A 20,765-nucleotide genomic window follows, 5' to 3' on the forward strand; every position below is an offset into this window, starting at 1 on the left:
CGCCATTGGTTTTATTCGTATCGCAAGGATTCCATCGGGTCCAGCTTCGCCGCTTTTGATGATGGCATCAAACCGGCCACGATACTAATCGCTGTACTTACCACGAGACCAAACAAGATGTAATATCCCGAGAGATTAATCAGTTTTGCTCCAAACGCATTGTCCAGTAGAATATTTAACACATAACTTATGATCACTGCAAAGATTACCGCAATAATACCACTAAATACGCCTAATAAGGCAGATTCCGAGAAGAATATTCGTTTGATATCCTTCTTTCTTGCTCCAATCGCCCGCAGTATTCCAATCTCTTTCGTCCGTTCCACGACACTAATATAGAGTACGACCAATATCATAATACCGGATACGATCAACGAAATGCCTGCAATACCCGCGAGTACAATGGAAGCCATACTTACGTAAGTCGTAATATTCTCCATGACTTTGGCCATCTGGGAGCCTGCGAAGCCAGCGTCAACAGCAGCTTCATTGATATCATTTACATATTTCATATCGGTTGCATAGGCGTTAATCTGAATCGGTCCAATCGTTATTCCTTTGTCCGAGTACATTTGCTCTAACGTCTCTGATAAGATGTATCCCGGGGATTGTTGCATTGGAGATCGTTGATCTGCCGCTTCATAGATCCCTGAGATGGTTACTTCTTTCTCCAAAGTCACTGGTTTATTATTACTATCCATCTCATTGATATATAGAAGCACGGACTTGCCGATCATGGAATCAGCTTGGTCATTTCCGCTTAATTGTTTCACCGTATCGAGGGGTAACAACATCTCGTTTTCTGCCGGGAGAACTCCCGTTGTCATCAGTGCGGGATCAAAAGCATCCGTTAATGTCGTTAACTGCGTAAGTCCCACACTTTGTTTTTCATTCACCATCGTTGATTGGCCTGTAATGGTCGTAATTGTCTCTACATGATCCACATTAGGAAAATTGCGAATTCTCTCGATATCAGCTTCGGTGAACGGTTCACCTGGTGCCATCAAGGCTTCGGGACCTTGCATGTCTTTGGCTTCTTCACTCGGCTTGGTTATATCCACAAGCAAAGGGTCCATACTTGAATTGATTTCGTCATTCATATATGTCGTTATTCCATTCCCCAAGGAGAGCATCAGGAGTACACTTAATATACCTATAGATCCACCCAATGCTACCAATACATTACGCTTGCCGTTGAGTTTCATATTTTTAAGTGCCATCTTGAATGAAGCAAGCAAGCTTAGGCTCCGGGAAGAATCCTGACCACTCTCGTAAACAGCCGTAGAAGGATCTTTCAGATGAATATCGTCACTAATGCGCCCCTCTTCAACCTTCACAATACGTGTACCGGAGTCAGCGACCTTCTGCGAGTGAGTTACAGCAATCACCAGCATTCCCTTTTTGGCTATACTGTCGAGCAGAGCGAGGATTTGATCTCCGTTTTCCCTATCCAGAGCACCCGTCGGTTCATCTGCAAGAATAATATCCGGATTGTTGGATAACGCCCGTGCGATGGAAACCCGTTGCTTCTGACCTCCAGATAACTGGTTGGGACGTTTGTTCAGATGATCCTTCAGTCCAACCTCTGTTAATATATCAACGGCACGTTGATTTCGCTCCTTTTCATTTATATCCGTCATTTGCATCGCAATCGTCACATTTTCGAGGACAGACAGATGCGGAATCAGATTGAAATTTTGAAAGACAAAGCCGATATTATTCTTCCGATAATCATCCATTTCCTTCTCTGTCATGGCACTTAAGTTCTTGCCACGAACAACGACGTCTCCTTCATAATCGGAGTCCATCCCACCAATGATATTCATCAGTGTCGACTTACCACAGCCAGATTCGCCAAGGATGGAGACAAATTCCCCCGTCTCAAAACCCAGATTCAAACCGTGGAGTACCGGGACTTTTTCTTTTCCATATAAGGTGTATGATTTCTTCACATTTTTAACTTCCAATATTTTCATAAGGATCTCTTCCTCTCCTGATCATGCACGATATCTATCTATTTGATGTTCATATCGTAACAAATCAGTATGAACTGATAATGAACTGGACCATTGCACCTATAAGAGGTTGTTCAAAAGAACTATATACAAAAAAACACCTACAACTTGCTTGAAATAAATCATTTCAAGCAAGTGTAGGTGTCCAGAAATTTGATTAGATTAATCCCGCTTTTGCAAGTAACCTTTTCACAATCGCAGCTGACTGTGCACGACTAATGTCTGCATCTGACATCAGCTTGCCATCAGCACCTTGTACCAGCTCTTGTTTAATAGCCGATGCAACCGGCTCTGCTGCCCAAGCCTGTACTTTAGCACTATCGCTGTACGTGCTCAGCAGACTTGTTGTCTCTGACGCGTCGGCCTGTGCAAGACCGACCAGTTTCATCGCACGTGACACAATCGTCAACGCTTCAGCACGAGAAATTTCGCTGTTCGGACGGAAGCTGTCGTCAGCATAACCTGAGATCAGTCCGTAGGACACGGCCGTCTGAACCTCATCCTCATACCAGCTGCCAGTTTTCACATCTGTGAACGATGCCGCTTCTGTACTACGCGGTGCGTGCAGTCCCAAACCTCTTAACAGAACAGCCGTAAACTCTGCCCGCGTAATACTCCGGTCTGGCGCAAACACGTTCTCACCAGTACCTTGTACGATCAGACGGGATGCCAGATCCTGTACGTCATCCCGACTCCAGTGACTTGATACATCGCTGAATGTTGCCGGATGATAGATCAGCGCATAGGTACTGTTCGTCAAGCTGTTAATAATAGCAGAATCTTGTCCATTACCTTTGATAACCTTGGTCGGTACATGCAGAAGGCTGCCATCTGGCTGAAGCACAACGCCTGTCGTGATCTTTGAACCATCCACTCCCTCCGGCAATGTGATGGAGCGCTCTACATAAGAATTGAAACGATCCACATTAACTTGTTGTCCATTCCAGATGGCTTTTACTTCAAAATCAACTGGAGCTGCAACGACCGAAGTGTTCTGCATCTTATCCGCTGCGGCCTGAATGGCTGATTGCTTGGATGCAGCACTAGGTGCAATAGCGATTTGAATGGTGATATCTTCGAGTGGAACAGTGCTACCGAATTGGTTCAGAACCTGATCAATCTGAATCTGATTTGCCGGTAGGGTGTACGTACCACTGTCTGTCTGAATGACAACTTCGGCATTACTTCCTTCCATCGTTTTTACCAGTTTTCCGTTCAGTTCACCAACGACCACATCCTTGCCAGTACCTGTAATCGGCAGCAGAAGCTTTCTTAGTCCACTTCCAATCTGATTGATGACTTTGTCATTATCCACGTGAACCGTGGTGGTAACCTGATTGTTAACTGTTGATGAGGTAGCCGTGGCAGATTGTTCCTGTTTCTGTCCGTTCACATAGATGTCTACACCTTTGGTTACCGCCGGAGTAGAGGGAACAGGTGTAACTACTGGTGAAGTTGGCGATACGCTACCTCCCGAAGAGGAACCGGGAGTAGGCGTTGAACCCGAGTTACCACCTGAACTCGCTGCTGTAATTGTGATCGTTCCACCGGACAATTCAGTGTAATTTTCATAATCTAAGTTCGTGAAATTCCAGTGTTCTGCATCTTCACGATTTACCGTTAGTTTTTTCGTTCCTGGAGCCGCGTTACTTTTGGCTTTTACCTCAATATCAAACAGCTGCTGTTCCACAGGAATTGGATAATGACCTGCAGTGAAATCGGCCCAGATGATCCGCACCCAGCCAGCTTCATTATCAATCTTATAATGGAAGTTTTTTTCAATGTTTTCCACTATGGATGGAAAATTGTCCCCGACATATTTAGGGGTGATACGTACGATCTCCAGTGCAGACGAATCATAATCAATCTGCATACTATACGCGGTGACTGCACTGTAATCGGGTTGTTTTAACGTCACAGGAACATGGACGCTCTGACCAGCCTGTACGCTCACATCCGCAAACTTCACTTGCGATGGTTCCGTTGGTCTAGCCTCCGCTATACTCGGTAATACGAGTGACGAGAGTAACGTCAGTGCGATAAGACCTGACATTGTTTTTCTGATTCTTGGACGTTTCTTTTTCGGTTGAAACATGTGATAACCTCCGTGTCTATATTCTTTAATAGATGGTACGATAGAGAAAGTTTGTTACTCTATATTACAGACAACGATTAAGGTGGTGGTGGTGGTCCTTCTTTGGTAGTGAATGTCCATTGTTCCCCATTTTGTTCCACTATTGTCCCTGGCATCAAAGCATTATCAGAGATCGCCATAAAAGCACCTTCCGAGATTTCAATAGAGTAATTCGAGTTATATTGTAGGGTTGGATTATTAATTGTGACTGTACTTTCGTTTACAGAAAATCCAATTTGGAACAATGTAAAGTAGGTAGCTTCGACACTATTGCTCGTAAGATTCCTAATGATAATGCTATAGCCCATTTCTGTATTCATTTTAATAGGTTGATTAAAAGTAATAACCAACGGTTCGTTTACCTTAACATCTGTAGAACCATTAGACGGAGACAAACTCTGGATTGCTCCTTGAGCATTTTCCGCTGAAGTAACGACCTCTCTTCCAGAAAACATTAAGGATCTACCAAGGAATGGCTCATCCGAAATAGATCGAGGTGTGACTTCAAGGAAAAGATATTTCCCTAGGTCATCAGCTGTAATATTATAATTTTTTGACGTTTCTCCCGTGATAATTTGCTTTTCAGTTCCCCATGAATCTGAAGTTCTATACCATTGGTAGAGAGGTTCATTCGACATATCTTCATCGACATCCAACTGATCGTATGTACCAGTGATCGTGCTTCCCACTTTCATCTCACCCGTTATTTTAGCATTCAATGCAAATGGTGCATCCTGTACTTCTTTAAAAGTTAGCACATAACGGTTGTCCTTCTTGCCGAGCTTGTTCTCGGCATAACCATATAATAAAGCATTTGCATCTGACCAATTAACTTCACTATCACGGTCAACATCCATCCGATTCATCTCAACAGCAGAATAGGAACGACGGTTAAATTCATTACGAAGATGTTTCAATAGCGCTACTGCATCCGCAGCATTCACTTGGCCATCATTATTCACATCGCCTTGTTTACTAATATATAGTTCGAAATTATCCGTAACAGTTTCTCCAGATAAAGTATAATTGGCTTTCAACTCAATGTTGATTTTACCGTCTCTATAGGGAATAACTACCAGCTTATTTTCATTGTTTACATATACATATGCCACACTAGGATTGTCTGAACTGGCCTTGACCGAATCGTATGTGGCGAGTGAAAAATGGTTGTTTAAATCAATTTCAACTGTCTCATCAAGTGCCTCGATTGGCGTATACGACACGAGAGAATGCTGATTTGAATCTTCCGATGAACGACTCAGCCATCGAATGTACTCGCTCAGTACAGGTTGTGAAATCTTAATCTCCGGACCAATTGCACCTGCGTCAGCCTGCGGGAGCGTTCCACCTATAGGCAATGCAATGCCCAATCCGAGCGCAGTCAACATGCTTTTTTTCAATATTGGCTTAAGCCGTTTTTTGTTTTGTTTCCCCTTCAATTCATGTTCCTCCTCGTGTACATTTCAAATTTGAACAACTACACGCTCAGTATAACGAGTCATTCTGAACCAATTCTGAACAGGACCATGGAACTATTCCCAGTTTAAATTCGACAAAAAACGCCATGGAGTAAGCCTCCATAGCGTTTTGAACACAAATATTTTTCCAGTTTGGATTAAATTCACTAAAAATTAAATTCCCTCAACAATCCTTTTGGCTCTAACCTTCACCTCACGGTAAAGTTCATCCTCATCAATCGTTAACAACTTTCTGCCTTGCATGAGGATCTGACCGTTCACAATCGTGGTATCCACATCCGCACCGTTTACACTATAAGACAGTAACGATTCTACTTCATGTACCGGTTGAAGATGTGGTTTCACCAGATCGATCAGGATCAGATCTGCTTTGCGCCCGACCTCAAGTACACCCACTTCATCCTGTAAACCAAGCAGAATAGCACTTCCGCGTGTAGCCATGTGTAGAACGTTCTTGGCTGGCAAGCGTGTGGGATCGCCATAGTCCAGCTTTTGCAACCAGGTCGCCGCTTTGATCTCCTCGAACATATCCACGGTTGTGGCACTACCCGCTCCATCGGTTCCGATCCCCACGTTAATCCCCTGGGCCAACATCTCGGTAATCGGAGCGATTCCACACCCCAGCTTCAGATTGCTGACCGGATTGTGTGCTACACCACCACGCATACCCTTCAATCTGCTGATGTCTCTTCGATTGAGGTGCACACCATGCGCAAGCAACACATGTGCCTGTTCGAACATCCCCGCCTCTTCCAAATACTCCGTCGGTGTCATGCCATAACGCTCTCGAATCTTCACGACTTCTTCCTTCGTCTCAGCCAGATGAATATGCAATGGGATATCCTCCTTGACAGCCATGGCAATGACTTCACGGAGTGGCTCTACGGGACATGTGTAAGGGGAGTGGGGTCCATACATGGTTGTAATTCGCCCATCGGCGGCTCCAGACCAGCGTTGCACAAGATCAATCGCCTCTTGCAACCTGCGTCCGCCATCATCCTCCAGGAATACCATCCCGCGTGTCAGCGATGCCCGGATACCTGTTTGCTTCACGACTTCTGCAATCTCGTTCATATGAATGTACATATCTGCAAAGGCAGTGGTACCTGAGCGGATCATCTCGGCGATGGATAACTTGGCCCCCCAATAGATGTCTTCCGTGTTCATCCGTGCTTCGGCAGGCAACATTTTACGTTCGAGCCAGTCCATCAGCTTCAGATCATCCGAAAATCCCCGGAGCAGGCTCATTGGCGTATGTTGGTGGGCATTAATCAGACCCGGCATGGCAATCTTATGGCGGCCATCGATAATCTCATCTTGCGGTTGAGGCAAAATGTGGTCAGCAATCTGCGTAATGCGATCTCCTTCAACACGAATATCCCCCATAAAGGGGGCATCGGCATCTTTCATCGTTAGAATTGTAGCTTGCTGAATCAATATACTCATTACGTTCACGGCTCCTCTGGATTGGTTATCGTTCCTTCCATATCCGAGGTTAAGCCTTCACGTAACGGCAAGGTCAAGTCATTTTAATTTTTGAATCGTCATCTTTCTGAAACTTTGTATAAAAGGTTTGGGATCGATTTCGACCATATATGGATATACTCCAGTGCTCGTGTGAAGATAGAAAAACCCACCTTCATCACCCATACGGCGAAATGACATATCAAACACTTCCGTGATGTTGAACTCGCGGTATTTGGTCACGATTTTATCGGAATACAGAATCATGGAGCGGGCATTCATCTCAATCTCTTGGGCGAGACCCGTCACTTTTCTCTGCACTTTGTAATAAGGTAATTCAGCAACGCAGTTCATGATCTCCCTCCCTCCATCATGCCATGATTATTGTTCCATCATAGCAGATCGGAGGGTGCCAGCAAAAGAACATGAAACTATTTGATCCTGGTCGTCACCTTTAGTGGCGTATGAAGTGCATCCTGAATGTCCTGCAACGAGAGAACCTGTTCGATATGAAACACACCATGCGGCAACGCTGACTCTATTTTATATACGTGTTCGGCCACAGCTGCTGCTACGGCTGCTGTTGCATCTGCTTCCTTATCGCCAACAAGCAATTGTTCGACGCAGATTTGTTCCCCATTCTCCCATCCAATGGCATCGACCTTGACCGCATACATCGGCTTTCCTCCAGGAATAAGACCAAAGGCCTTCACTGTTCCATTCCGAATAGACGGGATACGGAGCAAGGAAAACAACCCTGTACGTTTGGAGATTGCCATGGATGTTGTGATCCAGCGGGAATCCAGGCATAGTCTGGTCGATACGGTTGGAATACGTAAGGTCCGAGCAACCACGTGTTGGTCTGAAAAGTTAAATCGATACGCCTTCCGGTTCCCCAATTCCGCTCCAAAATCGATCCTTTTGCCATCTCCGAAACTTTGCACCTCCGTAGGCTTCCCCTTTTGCATCACCTGGTAGGTGGCATTCATCTGATCAACCGTCCACTCCACGGCTGCTTTTCCGTGTTTCTCTCCAAGTCCCAGCATCACGTTAATGTCTGCTTCCTCCACCTGATCCATATGCATGGTCGCTTCGCGTACAAGCAAGTTCGTTACTCCCGGTGATAGTCCAACGCTGAGTATTGCGGTCGATTTGGAACGTTGCATTGTGGTGTGTAGCTGTTCAACCTGAGCGAGAAAATCATACTTTGCAGAAATATCAATATAATCGGTTCCGGCTTGTGCACAGGATTCAACAAACCGGGTATCACTCTGATCGACACACATGACGACCAACTTAACAGACCGTAACATGGACGGCTCCACAGGTTTGGTCACATCCAGTTGTAGCGGCAGTACTGCACCACCTGTAGATCGGCTGAATTCTTCCGCACGGTTCATGCGTGTACCCGCAGCCCATACTTTACCCGGGAACAATTTCCCCAGTTGAGTACATATCATCCGCCCTACTTGACCATAACCGCCAACGACCCAGATCTGATCTTTCATAGGCTTCACGTTAGTTTCGAATTGCATAATACCCCTCCACCCAGAACGCCCCGAAGTAACGTGTAATATGTGAGAAATCGCATTCGGTCAGTAGCTTAGTCATCTCTTCAGAGCATATTGGATCGGATTCACGGCCTAGGGAAGCAGCAAAGCGCTCCCACTCTTCAGGAAGCACTCCCACACTCAACATGTGATCCTGCCAAGCTTGCATCATGATTGAATGTGCAGGAGAACGAAGATCGGCATTTACAGCCGCAATGATCAGTGGTGCACCCGGTTTAAGCCTCGCTGCCAGACTTGTCACGAGTGCTCTTTTGGCCTCCATCCCTTGAAGAAAATGCAACATGAGCATACTTGTCGCCCCATCATATACAATATCCTCCGGCAATTCTTCAACCGTGACAGGTTGCAGCGTCACTCTGGAACCGATGCCTGCTTCCGCGACTCGTTTCTCAGCAAGTTGCAGCATCGGCAGCGAAGGATCTACTCCCGTGAACATCCAGTTGGAATGGCGTGAACCAAGCAGAGCTAATTCTTTTCCCCCTCCAGCTCCAGCAACAAGTATATGAATATCGTTGTTATCCGCAAAATATGCTGCAAGCAGCCGTTCCATTAGATCATGCATATGAGAATAACCCGGAATTTTCAAGGCTATCGATTGTTCGTAACGATGAACATCTGCTGTTTCCCAGCTCATCGGTGATGGATTGTGATTCATGGGCACCGCGCTCCTCTTGAATTGAAGTTAGACTTGACTCGTTGTTCGTCTAATTTCATTATAGAAGGATACGCTGAGCCTACAATCCCAGAACATTGGGATATTCGCATAGAGAGAGGAGAAACCTTGTTGACATCACCTATTGACCGGAGCCACAGACTTATCACTTCTCTTGAAAAAGGAACCTGGACCTCACGTACCTACCGGGAATCTGTTCTCAAACAGATCCATTCGGTTATACCGTACGACGCATACTGTTTCACCACCGTTGATCCTTTGACTCTTCTCTCCACTGGAGCTGTGACAGAAGAAGGCATTGAAGCTATTCATGATCGGTTATTCATCAATGAATACATGGAAGAAGATATACATAAATACGCTGAATTAATTCGCAGCGGTGAACATACAGCGACACTTCACACGGCCATAAACGCACAGCATGAACAAAGCCCACGTTATATCAACATTCTTCAGCCAGCGGGGTTCGGTGATGAACTGCGCGCCGTATTCGTCAGTGGAGACGCTTGTTGGGGATATCTGACCCTGTATCGCAAGACTGAGAATTCTTTTTTTACAGAAGAAGAACGGTTGCTGATTCAGACCTGGACTGCTTCGATTGCATCGATGCTGCGGTCCACAAGTCTGACACTTGTGGATGAGATCACGAGTGGAAGTCCCGAAGAACCTGGGATTTTGATCACCTCGGATACGTTTCAGCTCTTATCCCTGAACGCCCCGGCGGAGTATTGGTTGTCCCAATTGCGTATGCTGGAACATATAGGGCCGGATGTTCTGCCCCGTCCGGTACGTGCAGTCAGTTCGCACTTGCAGCGCAAGAATCGGGCAGAACGGGCTGACGATACTCAACTCACTCTCGACTCGCCCTCCAAAGTTTGCATTCAACTTCCGGATGGGCGTTACCTCATACTTCATGCCAGTCTCATGCAACAGCTCGTGGGACCGGATCAGATTGCCATCCGTTTGGAGCAGGCGATGCCACAGGATTTGCTGCCCTTGCTTGCCGAGAGCCATGGATTATCCAGTCGAGAACGGGAACTGCTGGGTTATGTGCTGCGCAGCTATTCGTCCAAAGAGATTGCTGCAGCGATGCATATCTCTGTGTACACCGTTCAGGATCATTTGAAATCGATTTTCGCCAAAACCAAGGTATCCTCACGTCGCGAGCTCATCTGGTATTTTGTTTCCCGTTTCCAACTGTCGGATGAACCGGAGATATGACGTGACAGAACAGAAGAATATCTGCTCAATAGAATGCGAGTACATTTAATCTACATCGTTTCTTGAATACAAAGAAGCCGATCCTAAAGGATCGGCTTCTTTCTTAGGCTTTTGCAACGTATAACACGTTTATACTAAATATCTTCACGATGCCATGATTACGTCCATATCTTTTCCTACGACTTTGCAGGTTTCCGAGTAGATTTGGATGAACCAGATTTTTTCTTCTTCTTCTGACTCACTTCCACAATTACAGGCTCCTGCGGGTGTTCTACAGGGTACATCTTGCGGAATAATAATGTCTGTAGCACCAGGAACGAACCCCCAACCGTCCAGTAGAGCGGCATGGCTGCAGGGGCTGTTAGAGAAAAGAATGCCATCATTAATGGGGAGAGATATCCCATAATGGCAAACTGTTTTCGCTGTTCAGGCGCCATATTGGCTTGGGATACCTTCGCTTGAATCAGATAAATGACCGCGACCACCACAGCGAGCACGTAATCCGGTGCACCCAGTTTGAACCACAGGAACGAATGGGAGGACAACTCCGGTGTAAGTCGGATAGCCGTGTAAATACCAGAAAGTATAGGCAACTGAATGAGCATCGGCAAGCAACCAATATTCAGCGGATTGAACTTATGTTTCTTGTATAGCTCCATCGTTTCCTGAGACAGCTTTTGCTTATCAGCAGGGTCATTTTTGCCTTCATATTTTTTCTTGAGCGCATCCATCTCGGGTTTCATGGCATTCATGATGACTCGTGTTCCCTGCTGGGACTTCGCTTGACGCATCATCAACGGTAACAGTGCCAGACGAATGACCAGCGTGATCACAATAATCGCCACCCCGTAGCTTCCATTAAATATGGTGGCAATATGCTGAATCAGATACGACAGTGGAAATACAATGTAATGGTTAAAAAATCCCGGTGTCGATGAGGTAATCTCCGACACGTTGTTGCTGCATCCGGCAAGCAGCATGACTGCAAACAAAATAGCAATCAGGCCATAGATTCGTCCCTTGCCCGATGTAAAAGTGAATCCCTTGTTCGTCTTATGTTCCATATATATCCTCCTCGTTGATTTGTTGACCAATCGTTCAACGAGGAATGACAATCTGGTTCATCTTCATCGGGCGCTTCTCTTCGTCTAATCATGCGGCTCCAGTCTTCCTGTCTGTGCTGTCTGTCCAAACACAGGGCGGGAAGTACAGGTTCAAGTCCACCACCGACGCCACCTTCCACCCAGTACTCCGTCATGCCACAATGAAGATGGGCAATATAGGCATAACTGACGGTGAAGATGAGTCCAATCGAGAATAAATATGGTAATAACTCCTGCAGTTCAAACAAGGGATTCACCCCCTTTATAGGTTAGTTTTTATATTATAACACTTACATATTGTTTTTGCATAAATCCGTTCGTGAAAATAGCCAGTATTCAACTATTCCGTTCTCAATTTGGACATTTCTAGCTCAGCTCTGTGTTTTGCAACGTTATAAGAAGGCCAGGAACGATTGGATGTATCCCTCTCCAGATAGGCTTGACGTTCCAGCATTTCTCTCTTGAGATCCGGGTACTCCTTCAAAGCAAACTCTCGAAGTAACGGAGTCGCATCTGCCGATAGACTTGCCAGGTAGGATGCATCAATATTGCCAGTCTGATGATAACGTTCAATATTCAGCGCTGCTATCCGATTATCCATGCCCACATAGTTGACTGCAACATATGCAGTGAGTGCAAGTACAATATACCAACGGATCAGCGGTATGGACGTGTAGCGTATACGAAGGCCGGCAATCAGTAACAGAAGTGCCAGGAAGATCATGAATGCGTGTACCAGGAACCGGATGTACGTATATCCATATGCCTGTTCATACAGATTTAGGCGCATAAAAGCGGAATACAACATGATTGCTGAACAGCTGACCAGAATCAGGAGAAGTGCCTGATGCACGATCATGCCTACTTTTCCACTCGGACGTGTGAATTGCAATGCAACAATAAGAATAAAGAAATTAATACCCGTAACGAGAATCAACTCTGCGAATCCACTTCTCGCATACTCAGCGTATGACAGATCTACCGGAAGATGTCCCTCTCCCGCACCAAACAGATACGAAAACTGTACAAGTACGAACATAACGTACACACAGTTGATGACGATCAGCATAGTCCCCACAATGATGGGGTCCAATCTGAATGGTCCCCGAAGAACCGGAACATGTTCGGGCTCGGGTGTAATTTTATTCGTAACCTGACCCTTAGGGAGTGGATCCACAGGAGAGAATATATAAGTGTGATCACGCTTATCAAGCGTGGTTGCTGCGCCATTTTTCCAATGTGCGTTCGCTCTCTTCTCTGCCTCATATTGCATTGGCTGTACAAATCCCCATACATAACCGAACAGACCTACACCTGCAATGACAATCCAGATGATTCTCGGTATCCCTGGAGTAAAAGCCAATTGATTCAGCCACTCCGGAAAACCGGCTAAATACTGATCAAAGACCCCGTCAGCGGAGGACAGTAATGCAACGACTACAATGAGGATAGGCAAGGACGCCACAAGACCAATGAGTACTTTGAAAACAACCGTTTTCTGTGATTTGCCCATGCCACGCCCGCCTGCTCTCACAGCAATGGCCCCAACAGTCCCCCAATGACGTATGGCTTGAGGCAGTAAATGGTCAATCGCCGTACCAATCAAACCGACCTCCCACCACTGCTTCCGTTTTCTGCCCATTAGATAGGTCATATGTAAGATAATTACGCCGGGTACAACCAGGAAATTAAGAACACGGAACAGTTCATTGTCGTATAACAGGAACGTTAGCGACAATAACAGCACAATACCCGCCACAAATGCATCAATCCACTGGAAAGACCTCATACGATCCCGTGCAAACAGATACATAAACACGTATAAGAGAATGACAAAGATCGGATACGATACGCCCAAATCATTACCATAGAATAAATACTGGTGAATGATAGCAAGTATCCATGCAGACAGTAGCGTGATTAGAGCACGATGCGGTGAAGCCATTATTTTATCAATCATGGGAAAAACCTCCATTAACCTTTCTATGCTATATTCTAGATGATAAAATAGGTATATAAATAGAAATTAAAATCGACAAAACTTCTTATTTTAGAGGAATACGTCAGTGTTCACCTCCAGGAGGGAATCATCACTTTGAAATTACATCAGCAATATCTGCTGTTGCATCGTCATTACGGTCACCATACAGAACATGAACTTACGCTTGCCGACCTCGCTGAATTGCTAAATTGTACACACCGCAATACGTTAACGATTGTCAAAAAGATGGTTGCCCATGATTGGATTCGTTGGGTTTCCCAGCGTGGCCGGGGTCGGCGTTCTTCACTGACTTTACTTGTTCCGGCTGATCAAATCGCCGCAGAATATATGATGCAGGCCATGAATCGCCGGGAGTTGCAGGAAGCTGCCGAGCAGGTGAGCGCATTCTCCAGTTCAACAATCATGCAGGATCATCTAAACCAGTGGTTGCTAGGGTATTCAGGACATCATACGGAAGCCGGCACCAATAATGAGCAGATTGATACGCTTCGGTTGCCCCTGCGCCAACAGCTTCATGCGCTTGATCCGCTGTACATTAATCTATTAGCTGAATCCTTTGTTACCAGCCATGTCTTTGACGGGTTGGTTCAACGTGGTGAACAGGGAGAGATTCTCCCCTGTCTCGCTCATACCTGGGATGTCAGTGCAGACCGAAAGACTTGGATCTTTTATTTGCGAAAAGGTATTACATTTCACGATGGTCAGTTGTTGACGGCCCATGATATTGTACATACGTTTGAACGGCTGCAATCTACAGATCGCCGGACACTGTACCGTGATGTAAGTAAACAGATTCTATCTATCGAAGCGGTCGATTCCTTAACCGTGTGTTTCCAGCTTAAATATCCTCATGAATTGTTTTTATCCTTCCTGACAACAAGTCGTGCGGCGATTGTACCCTCACCAGGAACAAACGAACATAAGATGAAGCATTCGAGTGATGTGCATGGGATGCAAAAACCTGTTGGGACGGGGCCGTTCAAGGTCACCGCCTGGGATGATCACTTGTGCAGACTTGAAGCCTTTTCATCGTATTTTCAGGGTAGAGCACATATGGACCGGGTAGATATCCTGCAAATTCCGTGGAGTGCCTCGGCCAAAATGGATGATAGTCAAGATATCGAAACTCCGTTCTTCCATCTTGTTCATAATCCGTCTTCGTCTACAGGTGCAGATTGGACTCAGATTAGTGCAGGTGTGATGGTTCATAAATTACTCACATGTAATACGCAAAAAGCCGGACCGTTAAACGATCCGGAAGTAAGAGCACACCTTCAGTCATGTCTTGCTGGAATGTATAGAGATGAACAACATGCAGATGACTCTGAGGTCGTGGAGACTGATTTTAGTGCGGTAAATACCAAGAAAGTCCAGGTCCACTCGGAGGGATTTAGCCATGTATCGATAAGTTCGATATCCTCCAGTCCCATCTCCTTGCATATTGCAACCATTCCACAATATCGCAGGGATGCTAAACATCTGGCGTCCATACTGGAGCAGTACGGTTTCTCCTGTACCGTCCGTACCGCTACGATGGAGCAGTTCAAAGGAAATCTCCGGCTGGAATCTGATCTGATTCTCTTCTCTCTCATTCGGGACAGAGACGAAGAACTGCGCAGGTATGATCTTTACTCCACGTTGTCCGAGCACCTGGAAGATTCGGCTCGTATAACGATTCATGAGATGTTGCAAACCATTATTGCTTCTCCGATTGCAGCAGATCGAACTTCTGAATTAGACCGAATTGAACAATTCTTGGTCGGTCAGAATTTACTATTCCATTTATCCGAAAAACCAGTTGAAACCGCTTATCTGCCTTCGGTGCGCGGCCTATCTTTCAACAGCCAGGGCTGGGTGAACCTGCGTCATATCTGGTTTCCGTCTGACGCACGAGCACATCCGTTTGATTAAACATCGTATTGTATTACTTATACCATCCGATCACGTGTCTACTTTATTTTGATAAGGTCCTGATCGGCTGTCTCGGTTGGCTTCTTAATGAAATGGTATCTTTACGTCGATATACTCCAAGCAGTAAACCCATCATGGCGTATTCTAAGATCAGATGAGAACCAAATCCAATAAAAGGGAATGTAACGCTAACAATCGGAACCTTTCCGGTAGTCATCGCCAGCGAGTAAAGCATTTGCAATACAAACATCATTGTAATACTGAACACGATCATACGACCAAATTCATCGAGTACACGAGGTAGCATTTTCAGCATACTAGCAAGAAACCATACGATTCCAAGCAACAGCACTATGCCTGCTAGCCAACCAAATACATCAATAAGCATTACACCGGGATAGTCCATATAAAATCCTTTAAAGTGGTCAAAAGACGTGTCAAAACCGTTTCCCCGCCATCCGGCGGAATGAAGAATACTCATAATTGATTGGTTATAGCTACCATGTCCTAGCGGGTCATTTTGGGGATTAAACACGGCAGTGAGTCTCTCAAACCGCCTGTACTCACCACTCAAAAACAATTGCATCATAGTGACAAGTCCCGCAATTGCAGCACCTACAAACGTATAAAGCCATTTTCGTGTAATCCAGGCAAACAAGATAATAGTTGCCGTTCCGAATGGAAACAATCGTACCCAATCTGAAGCTTGTAACAGGCTAAAAGACGGCAAAGCCACAAGAAGAATATAAGTTGAGATGGATTGTACGTCACACTTAGTACGCAGCTTATCCAGCATAATCGCACCTATGGCGAGGGGCAATACCCACATGGATATCGTCGTGAGATCAATGGTTAACCCAAATATGCTCCAGAACCGTTGCACACCATAATCAAACGGTGATACCAACGGATTAATCCACAACATACCACTTAACAAAATATAGATCCACCAGGCAGCTTTTTTCCATTTTCGATAATCAAAATAAATCAAAAACACCATCAGTACTAAACCAAAAATAGTGTAGATCAAATGACTTTTATATAAGAACTGAAAGGTTTCAACTGAGATATTTGTCGTATAAATCCACGTCAGCAGCAGACTTATGATTAGCAAACTGGAAAGTCCCGTTAACAGCCCCCAGTGCATTCGATGTCGATGCAATCGGTGCATGCTTTTGCCTACCACTGCAGGATCACCCATCTGTTCAATGGCATATGCAATTGCTTCTTCCTCTGTATAACCTTCTTGTTCTTTGTCCAAAATGATCTCTTCCATGTGGTTTCCCAACTCATCACGCAAGTCGTTATGTACTTCGCGAGCTTTAACCTGAACACACATGTGATCAAGATAATGCTGAATTCGTTCATCTCGATTCGTCATGTCAGGCCTCCTTCCCCAAGCACCCGATCCACAGCTCTGCGGAACAAATTCCATTCTGCTTTTTTACTTTGTAAGGCCTCCATGCCCTTGTCACGAATCGAATAATATTTACGTTTACGGCCTTCAACCTCCATCCAGTACGACTCTACCCATCCTTCAATCTCCATGGCATGCAAAATAGGATATAACGTGCCCTCTTTCAGATTAAACACACCCTCGGATTGACGATGTAATTCCTTAATTAATTCATAACCGTACAACGGTCGTTCCTTCAATAAAGTTAGGATTAGTGTCTCGGTACTGCCTTTAATCATTTGTTTGTTAACCTGCAACGCGGCTCACTCCTTCCTTTTCATACTTTTAAATCTCTTCTGATCATATACATCGGAAACCTATGCATAGAACAACTAGGTATGATTTTACCTTATCCTTCCTTTTCTGTCTAGCCAACAAGCTTCTTTATTTATGTTAAAATAAACAAGTCCTTTCATTCACGAACTCTAATGATAAATCTATATACACGTGTATTTTTTCAATTACATATCCTATTTTTTGAATCTAATTAAAGGAGGCATTACATTCATGAGCAAACTAATTTTTTTTCTCGGCGGGGCCGGAAGTGGCAAGACCACCCTTGCCAAAGCCCTTTCCCGTAAACATAAAGCGGCTTTCTTTGATATGGATATTCTGCTTCGTCCCGCGGCTGAGGCGATCATGACCCTTCAGGGACTTGATCCCTCCGACCGAGATTCGCCTGAATACAAAAGGTTGTGCCGTGATCTTGGGTACCGCATTACGATGGATGCCGCTCTGGATAACGTTCAGTTGGGTATCGATACGATCGTTGTGGGGCCATTTACCAAAGAAATCGGTTCACCGGATTGGATTGCTCAGGAACTTGCACGAATTGGACATACCCTAGATGATACGGATGTGCGTGTAGCCTATATTTATCTGGAGAATGAAGCGTTGTATCACAAACGGATCACAGCGAGACAATCCCCACTAGATGAATGGAAGTTAGCCAACTGGGATGCCTTCACAACTTCTCTCGTCCGTAAAGAAATAGCTTGGCCCCTCCCTGCTTCATCCATCGCTTATATTGATAATTCCAGTGATGATCCTGCCATTGCCTATGCTGAACTTGAACGACGGATGTACAAGTAGCATTATAAAATTCACATCACAATTCCTTTGCACTATGTCGCTTCGCATGGAAAGTATAAAGACGAAACAAAAAGAGGTATTTGTCGAGACCCCATTGGGTCCATCATGACAAATACCTCTTTTCATATGTTCAAGATCATTCGCAACTCACTATTCACCTTCTGCGATTGCGGGATCACGCAAAAAGGTTTGCGGAAGTCCTGCAGTAATAAGTGCGTACTACGGAATCGTCATTACATTCGAACTGATAGATTATAGATGTACCTAAATGTAAGAGAACGAACATACCTCAACTCAAAGGAGAATTTCATGAAATCTCACGTAGCAACATGTCCAACTCGACAACAACAACACAGCTACAAATCAAATCCTAATTGGAAACGTGCTGTGGCCAACATCCTCCTGGTTGCATCTCTAAGTTTCACTACAATGACCAGTGTATCGGCAGAGAATAGTCTCCCCCTTCACCAGGTAACCCCTCAGGAAACGGAATCGTTCATCAGTCAGTTCTTCGCCCAGCCTGAAGTGAAGTCTGCTCTGAAAGGTGCGGTAGTCACCGTTGTTCACAATCAACAGATTGTGTTGAATAAAGGATATGGTTATGCCAATGTGGAAAAACAAATCCCAGTCGATGCCGACTCCACTCTATTTCGTGTAGCCTCCATATCCAAAACGCTGACAGCAACCGCCATTATGCAATTGGCTGAGCAAGGAAAATTAAAGCTTAATGAGGATGTCAGCACATACACAGATGGTCTTGATCTGACCAACCATACCGGAACAGCGTTAACATTAGAACATCTGATGACCCACACCAGCGGGTTTGATTTCACAGATGCAGCAGCTACAGACAGAGGGCTGGGAAGTTCTTATCCGCTTGAGCAATTCATCAAAGACCACCAACCGTCCATTGTCCGCACGCCAGGAGAAGTTTTCCGTTACGACAACTACGGCTATGCACTCTTGGGCTACATTGTTCAGAAACAGTCCAAACTTCCGTTTGAGACTTATGTACAACAGCATATTTTCCAGCCACTCGGTATGTCGAATAGCCATTTTACACTAAGCAAAGACTCGCTCAGTAAACTCGCGACTCCTTATGGCGCTGAAGGGCAGGCATTACCGCAATATTCCAATGTACCGGATAGCTCACCTGAGGGTGGATTAATTACGACTGGACGGGATATGGCTCATTTTATGCTTGCGCAGCTCAATCAAGGTTCGTACCAGGGTGCACGTATACTAGAACCTTCATCCGTCCAAGCGATGCAAACGTTGGATGTCTCCATACACCCGGATATACCTGGTACAGGTTACGGATTCGAATCCACCTATTCGCAGTATAATCATGGACGGAAAGTCGTGAGTAAAGCAGGCGATCTGGACGGATTCCACTCCAATCTGTGGCTGTTACCTAACGAGAAGACTGGACTATTTATCGTCTCCAACAGTGATGGACCAGATGTGCGAGAAGCGCTTTTTCATGCATTTATGGATCATTTTTATCCAAACAACAAGACGCATTATAGTGATTATAGCGTACCCAAGTCTTCACTCCGTACCTATGAGGGACTATATCGGGATATCCGCTTGCCCGCATGGTTGTATGATATTTCAGCAACAGAGAAATTTCTTCAGGTTATAGATGCTTATGGCACTCACACTTTAACACCCGTTAAGGACATGTTGTTCATGGATGAGGACGGTAAGCTTGCTGGTTTCAAAAAAAATCAGTCAGGTGAAATCACGTATTTCTATTACAACAAGTCAGATAGCTGGTCCGAGAAATTGCCAGAAGCCAAGCCTTATGAGGATGTGCCAGAAGACCATCCCTATGCTCCGTACATCTATCGCTTAACACAGATTGGCCTGTATCCACAGGATCAATCCCTATTTGAACCAGAGAAGCCTGTTAGTCGTGGAGAATTTGTAACACAGGTCGTGGGTATAAGCGGGATGTCAATTTCGACTCAATCACCAAAATTTAAAGACACCCAGTTAAGCCCCTATGCCGCCTTCATTCAAACCGCCCTTGAATTGGGTATTGTGCAAGGAAATACCCATGGATTGTTCCATCCTGACCAAGCCATCACAAGGCAAGAGGCCGCAGTGATTATTTCCAGAACGGCTCAACAACTACTTGGTGCACCTGCCGTAACTGCCAATCTTGCCGGTTCACAGGATCGTTGGGCTCAAGAAGGGGTTCAATTTGTAGTCGCTTTAGGTCTCTACGGTCCAGAAGTGTCCATATCCAGCAGCGGTGCTGTGGATTATAGATCGAAGCAGCCTATGCTCAGACAGGAATCAGCAGTTTTGATGTACAAAATGTTAGGCACTCTGCTACATTAACATAGAGTGCTGCTTGGCAAGCCATGTCATTGCTACATGGCTTGTTTTTCCACTTCATTTTACCAATGATGCATTTTATTAGAACGGATGATTACTCGCATGGGATTAAGAAATTCATTACATAGAGTCACCACATATAAATTTAGTTCTGTTTGGTTTGTCACGATGTTGTGCTTTATACTAACAGCCACATATATCCATATCTCTTCATTTTTAAATCCTTATATCGGACTTTCGTTGACACCAAATGCCTCCAATTCTTGGGCAGTACATGATATAGATCCGCAAGGGTTAGC

General features: G+C 45.1%; 16 protein-coding genes. 4 read left to right on the top strand and 12 right to left on the bottom strand.

Features of this window, described 5'->3' with window-relative positions; translation table 11 throughout:
* Nucleotides 1–11 precede the first annotated feature (11 nt).
* The 7 genes from FE296_RS30675 to FE296_RS30705 form a co-directional block, all read right to left on the bottom strand.
* Nucleotides 12–1,976 carry an ABC transporter ATP-binding protein/permease gene (locus FE296_RS30675; RefSeq protein ID WP_150367507.1) on the bottom strand — a complete coding sequence of 655 codons (1,965 nt, stop codon included), beginning with the start codon at nt 1,974–1,976 and terminating at the stop codon, nt 12–14.
* A 196-nt stretch (nt 1,977–2,172) separates the two neighbouring features.
* Complete coding sequence (locus FE296_RS30680; protein WP_150367508.1) at nt 2,173–4,110, bottom strand: S-layer homology domain-containing protein; 1,938 nt, start codon at nt 4,108–4,110, stop codon at nt 2,173–2,175.
* A 77-nt stretch (nt 4,111–4,187) separates the two neighbouring features.
* The gene (locus FE296_RS30685) at nt 4,188–5,588 is read right to left on the bottom strand and encodes an Ig-like domain-containing protein (RefSeq protein ID WP_150367509.1); all 1,401 of its coding nucleotides are present in this window, start codon (nt 5,586–5,588) and stop codon (nt 4,188–4,190) included.
* A 192-nt stretch (nt 5,589–5,780) separates the two neighbouring features.
* Complete coding sequence (locus FE296_RS30690; protein WP_150367510.1) at nt 5,781–7,073, bottom strand: amidohydrolase; 1,293 nt, start codon at nt 7,071–7,073, stop codon at nt 5,781–5,783.
* Between the two features lie 78 nt (nt 7,074–7,151).
* Nucleotides 7,152–7,445: a hypothetical protein gene (locus tag FE296_RS30695; RefSeq protein WP_124114331.1), complete on the bottom strand. Its 294-nt coding sequence runs from the start codon at nt 7,443–7,445 to the stop codon at nt 7,152–7,154.
* Nucleotides 7,446–7,522: 77 nt separating this feature from the next.
* Nucleotides 7,523–8,626 carry a saccharopine dehydrogenase family protein gene (locus tag FE296_RS30700; protein WP_124114329.1) on the bottom strand — a complete coding sequence of 368 codons (1,104 nt, stop codon included), beginning with the start codon at nt 8,624–8,626 and terminating at the stop codon, nt 7,523–7,525.
* A complete protein-coding gene (locus FE296_RS30705) occupies nt 8,610–9,317 on the bottom strand; it encodes a class I SAM-dependent methyltransferase (RefSeq protein WP_150367511.1) in 708 nt (235 codons plus the stop codon). The genes FE296_RS30700 and FE296_RS30705 overlap by 17 nt, the downstream gene beginning before the upstream one ends.
* Before the next feature lie 129 nt (nt 9,318–9,446).
* Between FE296_RS30705 and FE296_RS30710 the strand changes: the two genes are divergently transcribed.
* A complete protein-coding gene (locus FE296_RS30710; protein ID WP_150367512.1) occupies nt 9,447–10,556 on the top strand; it encodes a helix-turn-helix transcriptional regulator in 1,110 nt (369 codons plus the stop codon).
* A 176-nt stretch (nt 10,557–10,732) separates the two neighbouring features.
* Here FE296_RS30710 and yidC read toward each other — a convergent pair whose 3' ends face one another.
* From yidC to FE296_RS30725, 3 genes are all read right to left on the bottom strand, one after another.
* Nucleotides 10,733–11,620 (bottom strand): membrane protein insertase YidC, encoded by an 888-nt coding sequence (gene yidC, locus FE296_RS30715; protein ID WP_150367513.1) that lies wholly within the window; start codon nt 11,618–11,620, stop codon nt 10,733–10,735.
* The gene (locus FE296_RS30720; protein ID WP_190945660.1) at nt 11,557–11,907 is read right to left on the bottom strand and encodes a hypothetical protein; all 351 of its coding nucleotides are present in this window, start codon (nt 11,905–11,907) and stop codon (nt 11,557–11,559) included. Before FE296_RS30720 ends, yidC begins: the two co-directional genes overlap by 64 nt.
* Nucleotides 11,908–11,999: 92 nt before the next feature.
* Nucleotides 12,000–13,619 carry a DUF4153 domain-containing protein gene (locus FE296_RS30725; protein ID WP_150367514.1) on the bottom strand — a complete coding sequence of 540 codons (1,620 nt, stop codon included), beginning with the start codon at nt 13,617–13,619 and terminating at the stop codon, nt 12,000–12,002.
* Between the two features lie 135 nt (nt 13,620–13,754).
* Here FE296_RS30725 and FE296_RS30730 point away from each other — a divergent pair, with 135 nt between their 5' ends.
* Nucleotides 13,755–15,572 (top strand): ABC transporter substrate-binding protein, encoded by a 1,818-nt coding sequence (locus tag FE296_RS30730; RefSeq protein ID WP_150367515.1) that lies wholly within the window; start codon nt 13,755–13,757, stop codon nt 15,570–15,572.
* 43 nt (nt 15,573–15,615) lie between these two features.
* On the opposite strand, the gene FE296_RS30735 is transcribed toward FE296_RS30730, so the two are convergent.
* Nucleotides 15,616–16,953 (bottom strand): FtsW/RodA/SpoVE family cell cycle protein, encoded by a 1,338-nt coding sequence (locus FE296_RS30735; protein ID WP_190945662.1) that lies wholly within the window; start codon nt 16,951–16,953, stop codon nt 15,616–15,618.
* Nucleotides 16,950–17,285 (bottom strand): PadR family transcriptional regulator, encoded by a 336-nt coding sequence (locus FE296_RS30740; RefSeq protein WP_190945664.1) that lies wholly within the window; start codon nt 17,283–17,285, stop codon nt 16,950–16,952. Before FE296_RS30740 ends, FE296_RS30735 begins: the two co-directional genes overlap by 4 nt.
* A 250-nt stretch (nt 17,286–17,535) precedes the next feature.
* On the opposite strand from FE296_RS30740, the gene FE296_RS30745 reads away from it, so the two are divergent.
* Both FE296_RS30745 and FE296_RS30750 read left to right on the top strand, forming a co-directional pair.
* Complete coding sequence (locus tag FE296_RS30745) at nt 17,536–18,120, top strand: P-loop nucleotide/nucleoside kinase family protein (protein WP_150367517.1); 585 nt, start codon at nt 17,536–17,538, stop codon at nt 18,118–18,120.
* 309 nt (nt 18,121–18,429) lie between these two features.
* On the top strand, nt 18,430–20,469 hold the full coding sequence (locus FE296_RS30750) for a serine hydrolase domain-containing protein (protein ID WP_190945665.1): 2,040 nt from the start codon (nt 18,430–18,432) through the stop codon (nt 20,467–20,469).
* Nucleotides 20,470–20,765 lie beyond the last annotated feature (296 nt).

The organism is Paenibacillus sp. UASWS1643, assembly GCF_008693195.1.
Lineage (GTDB): Bacteria > Bacillota > Bacilli > Paenibacillales > Paenibacillaceae > Paenibacillus > Paenibacillus amylolyticus_B.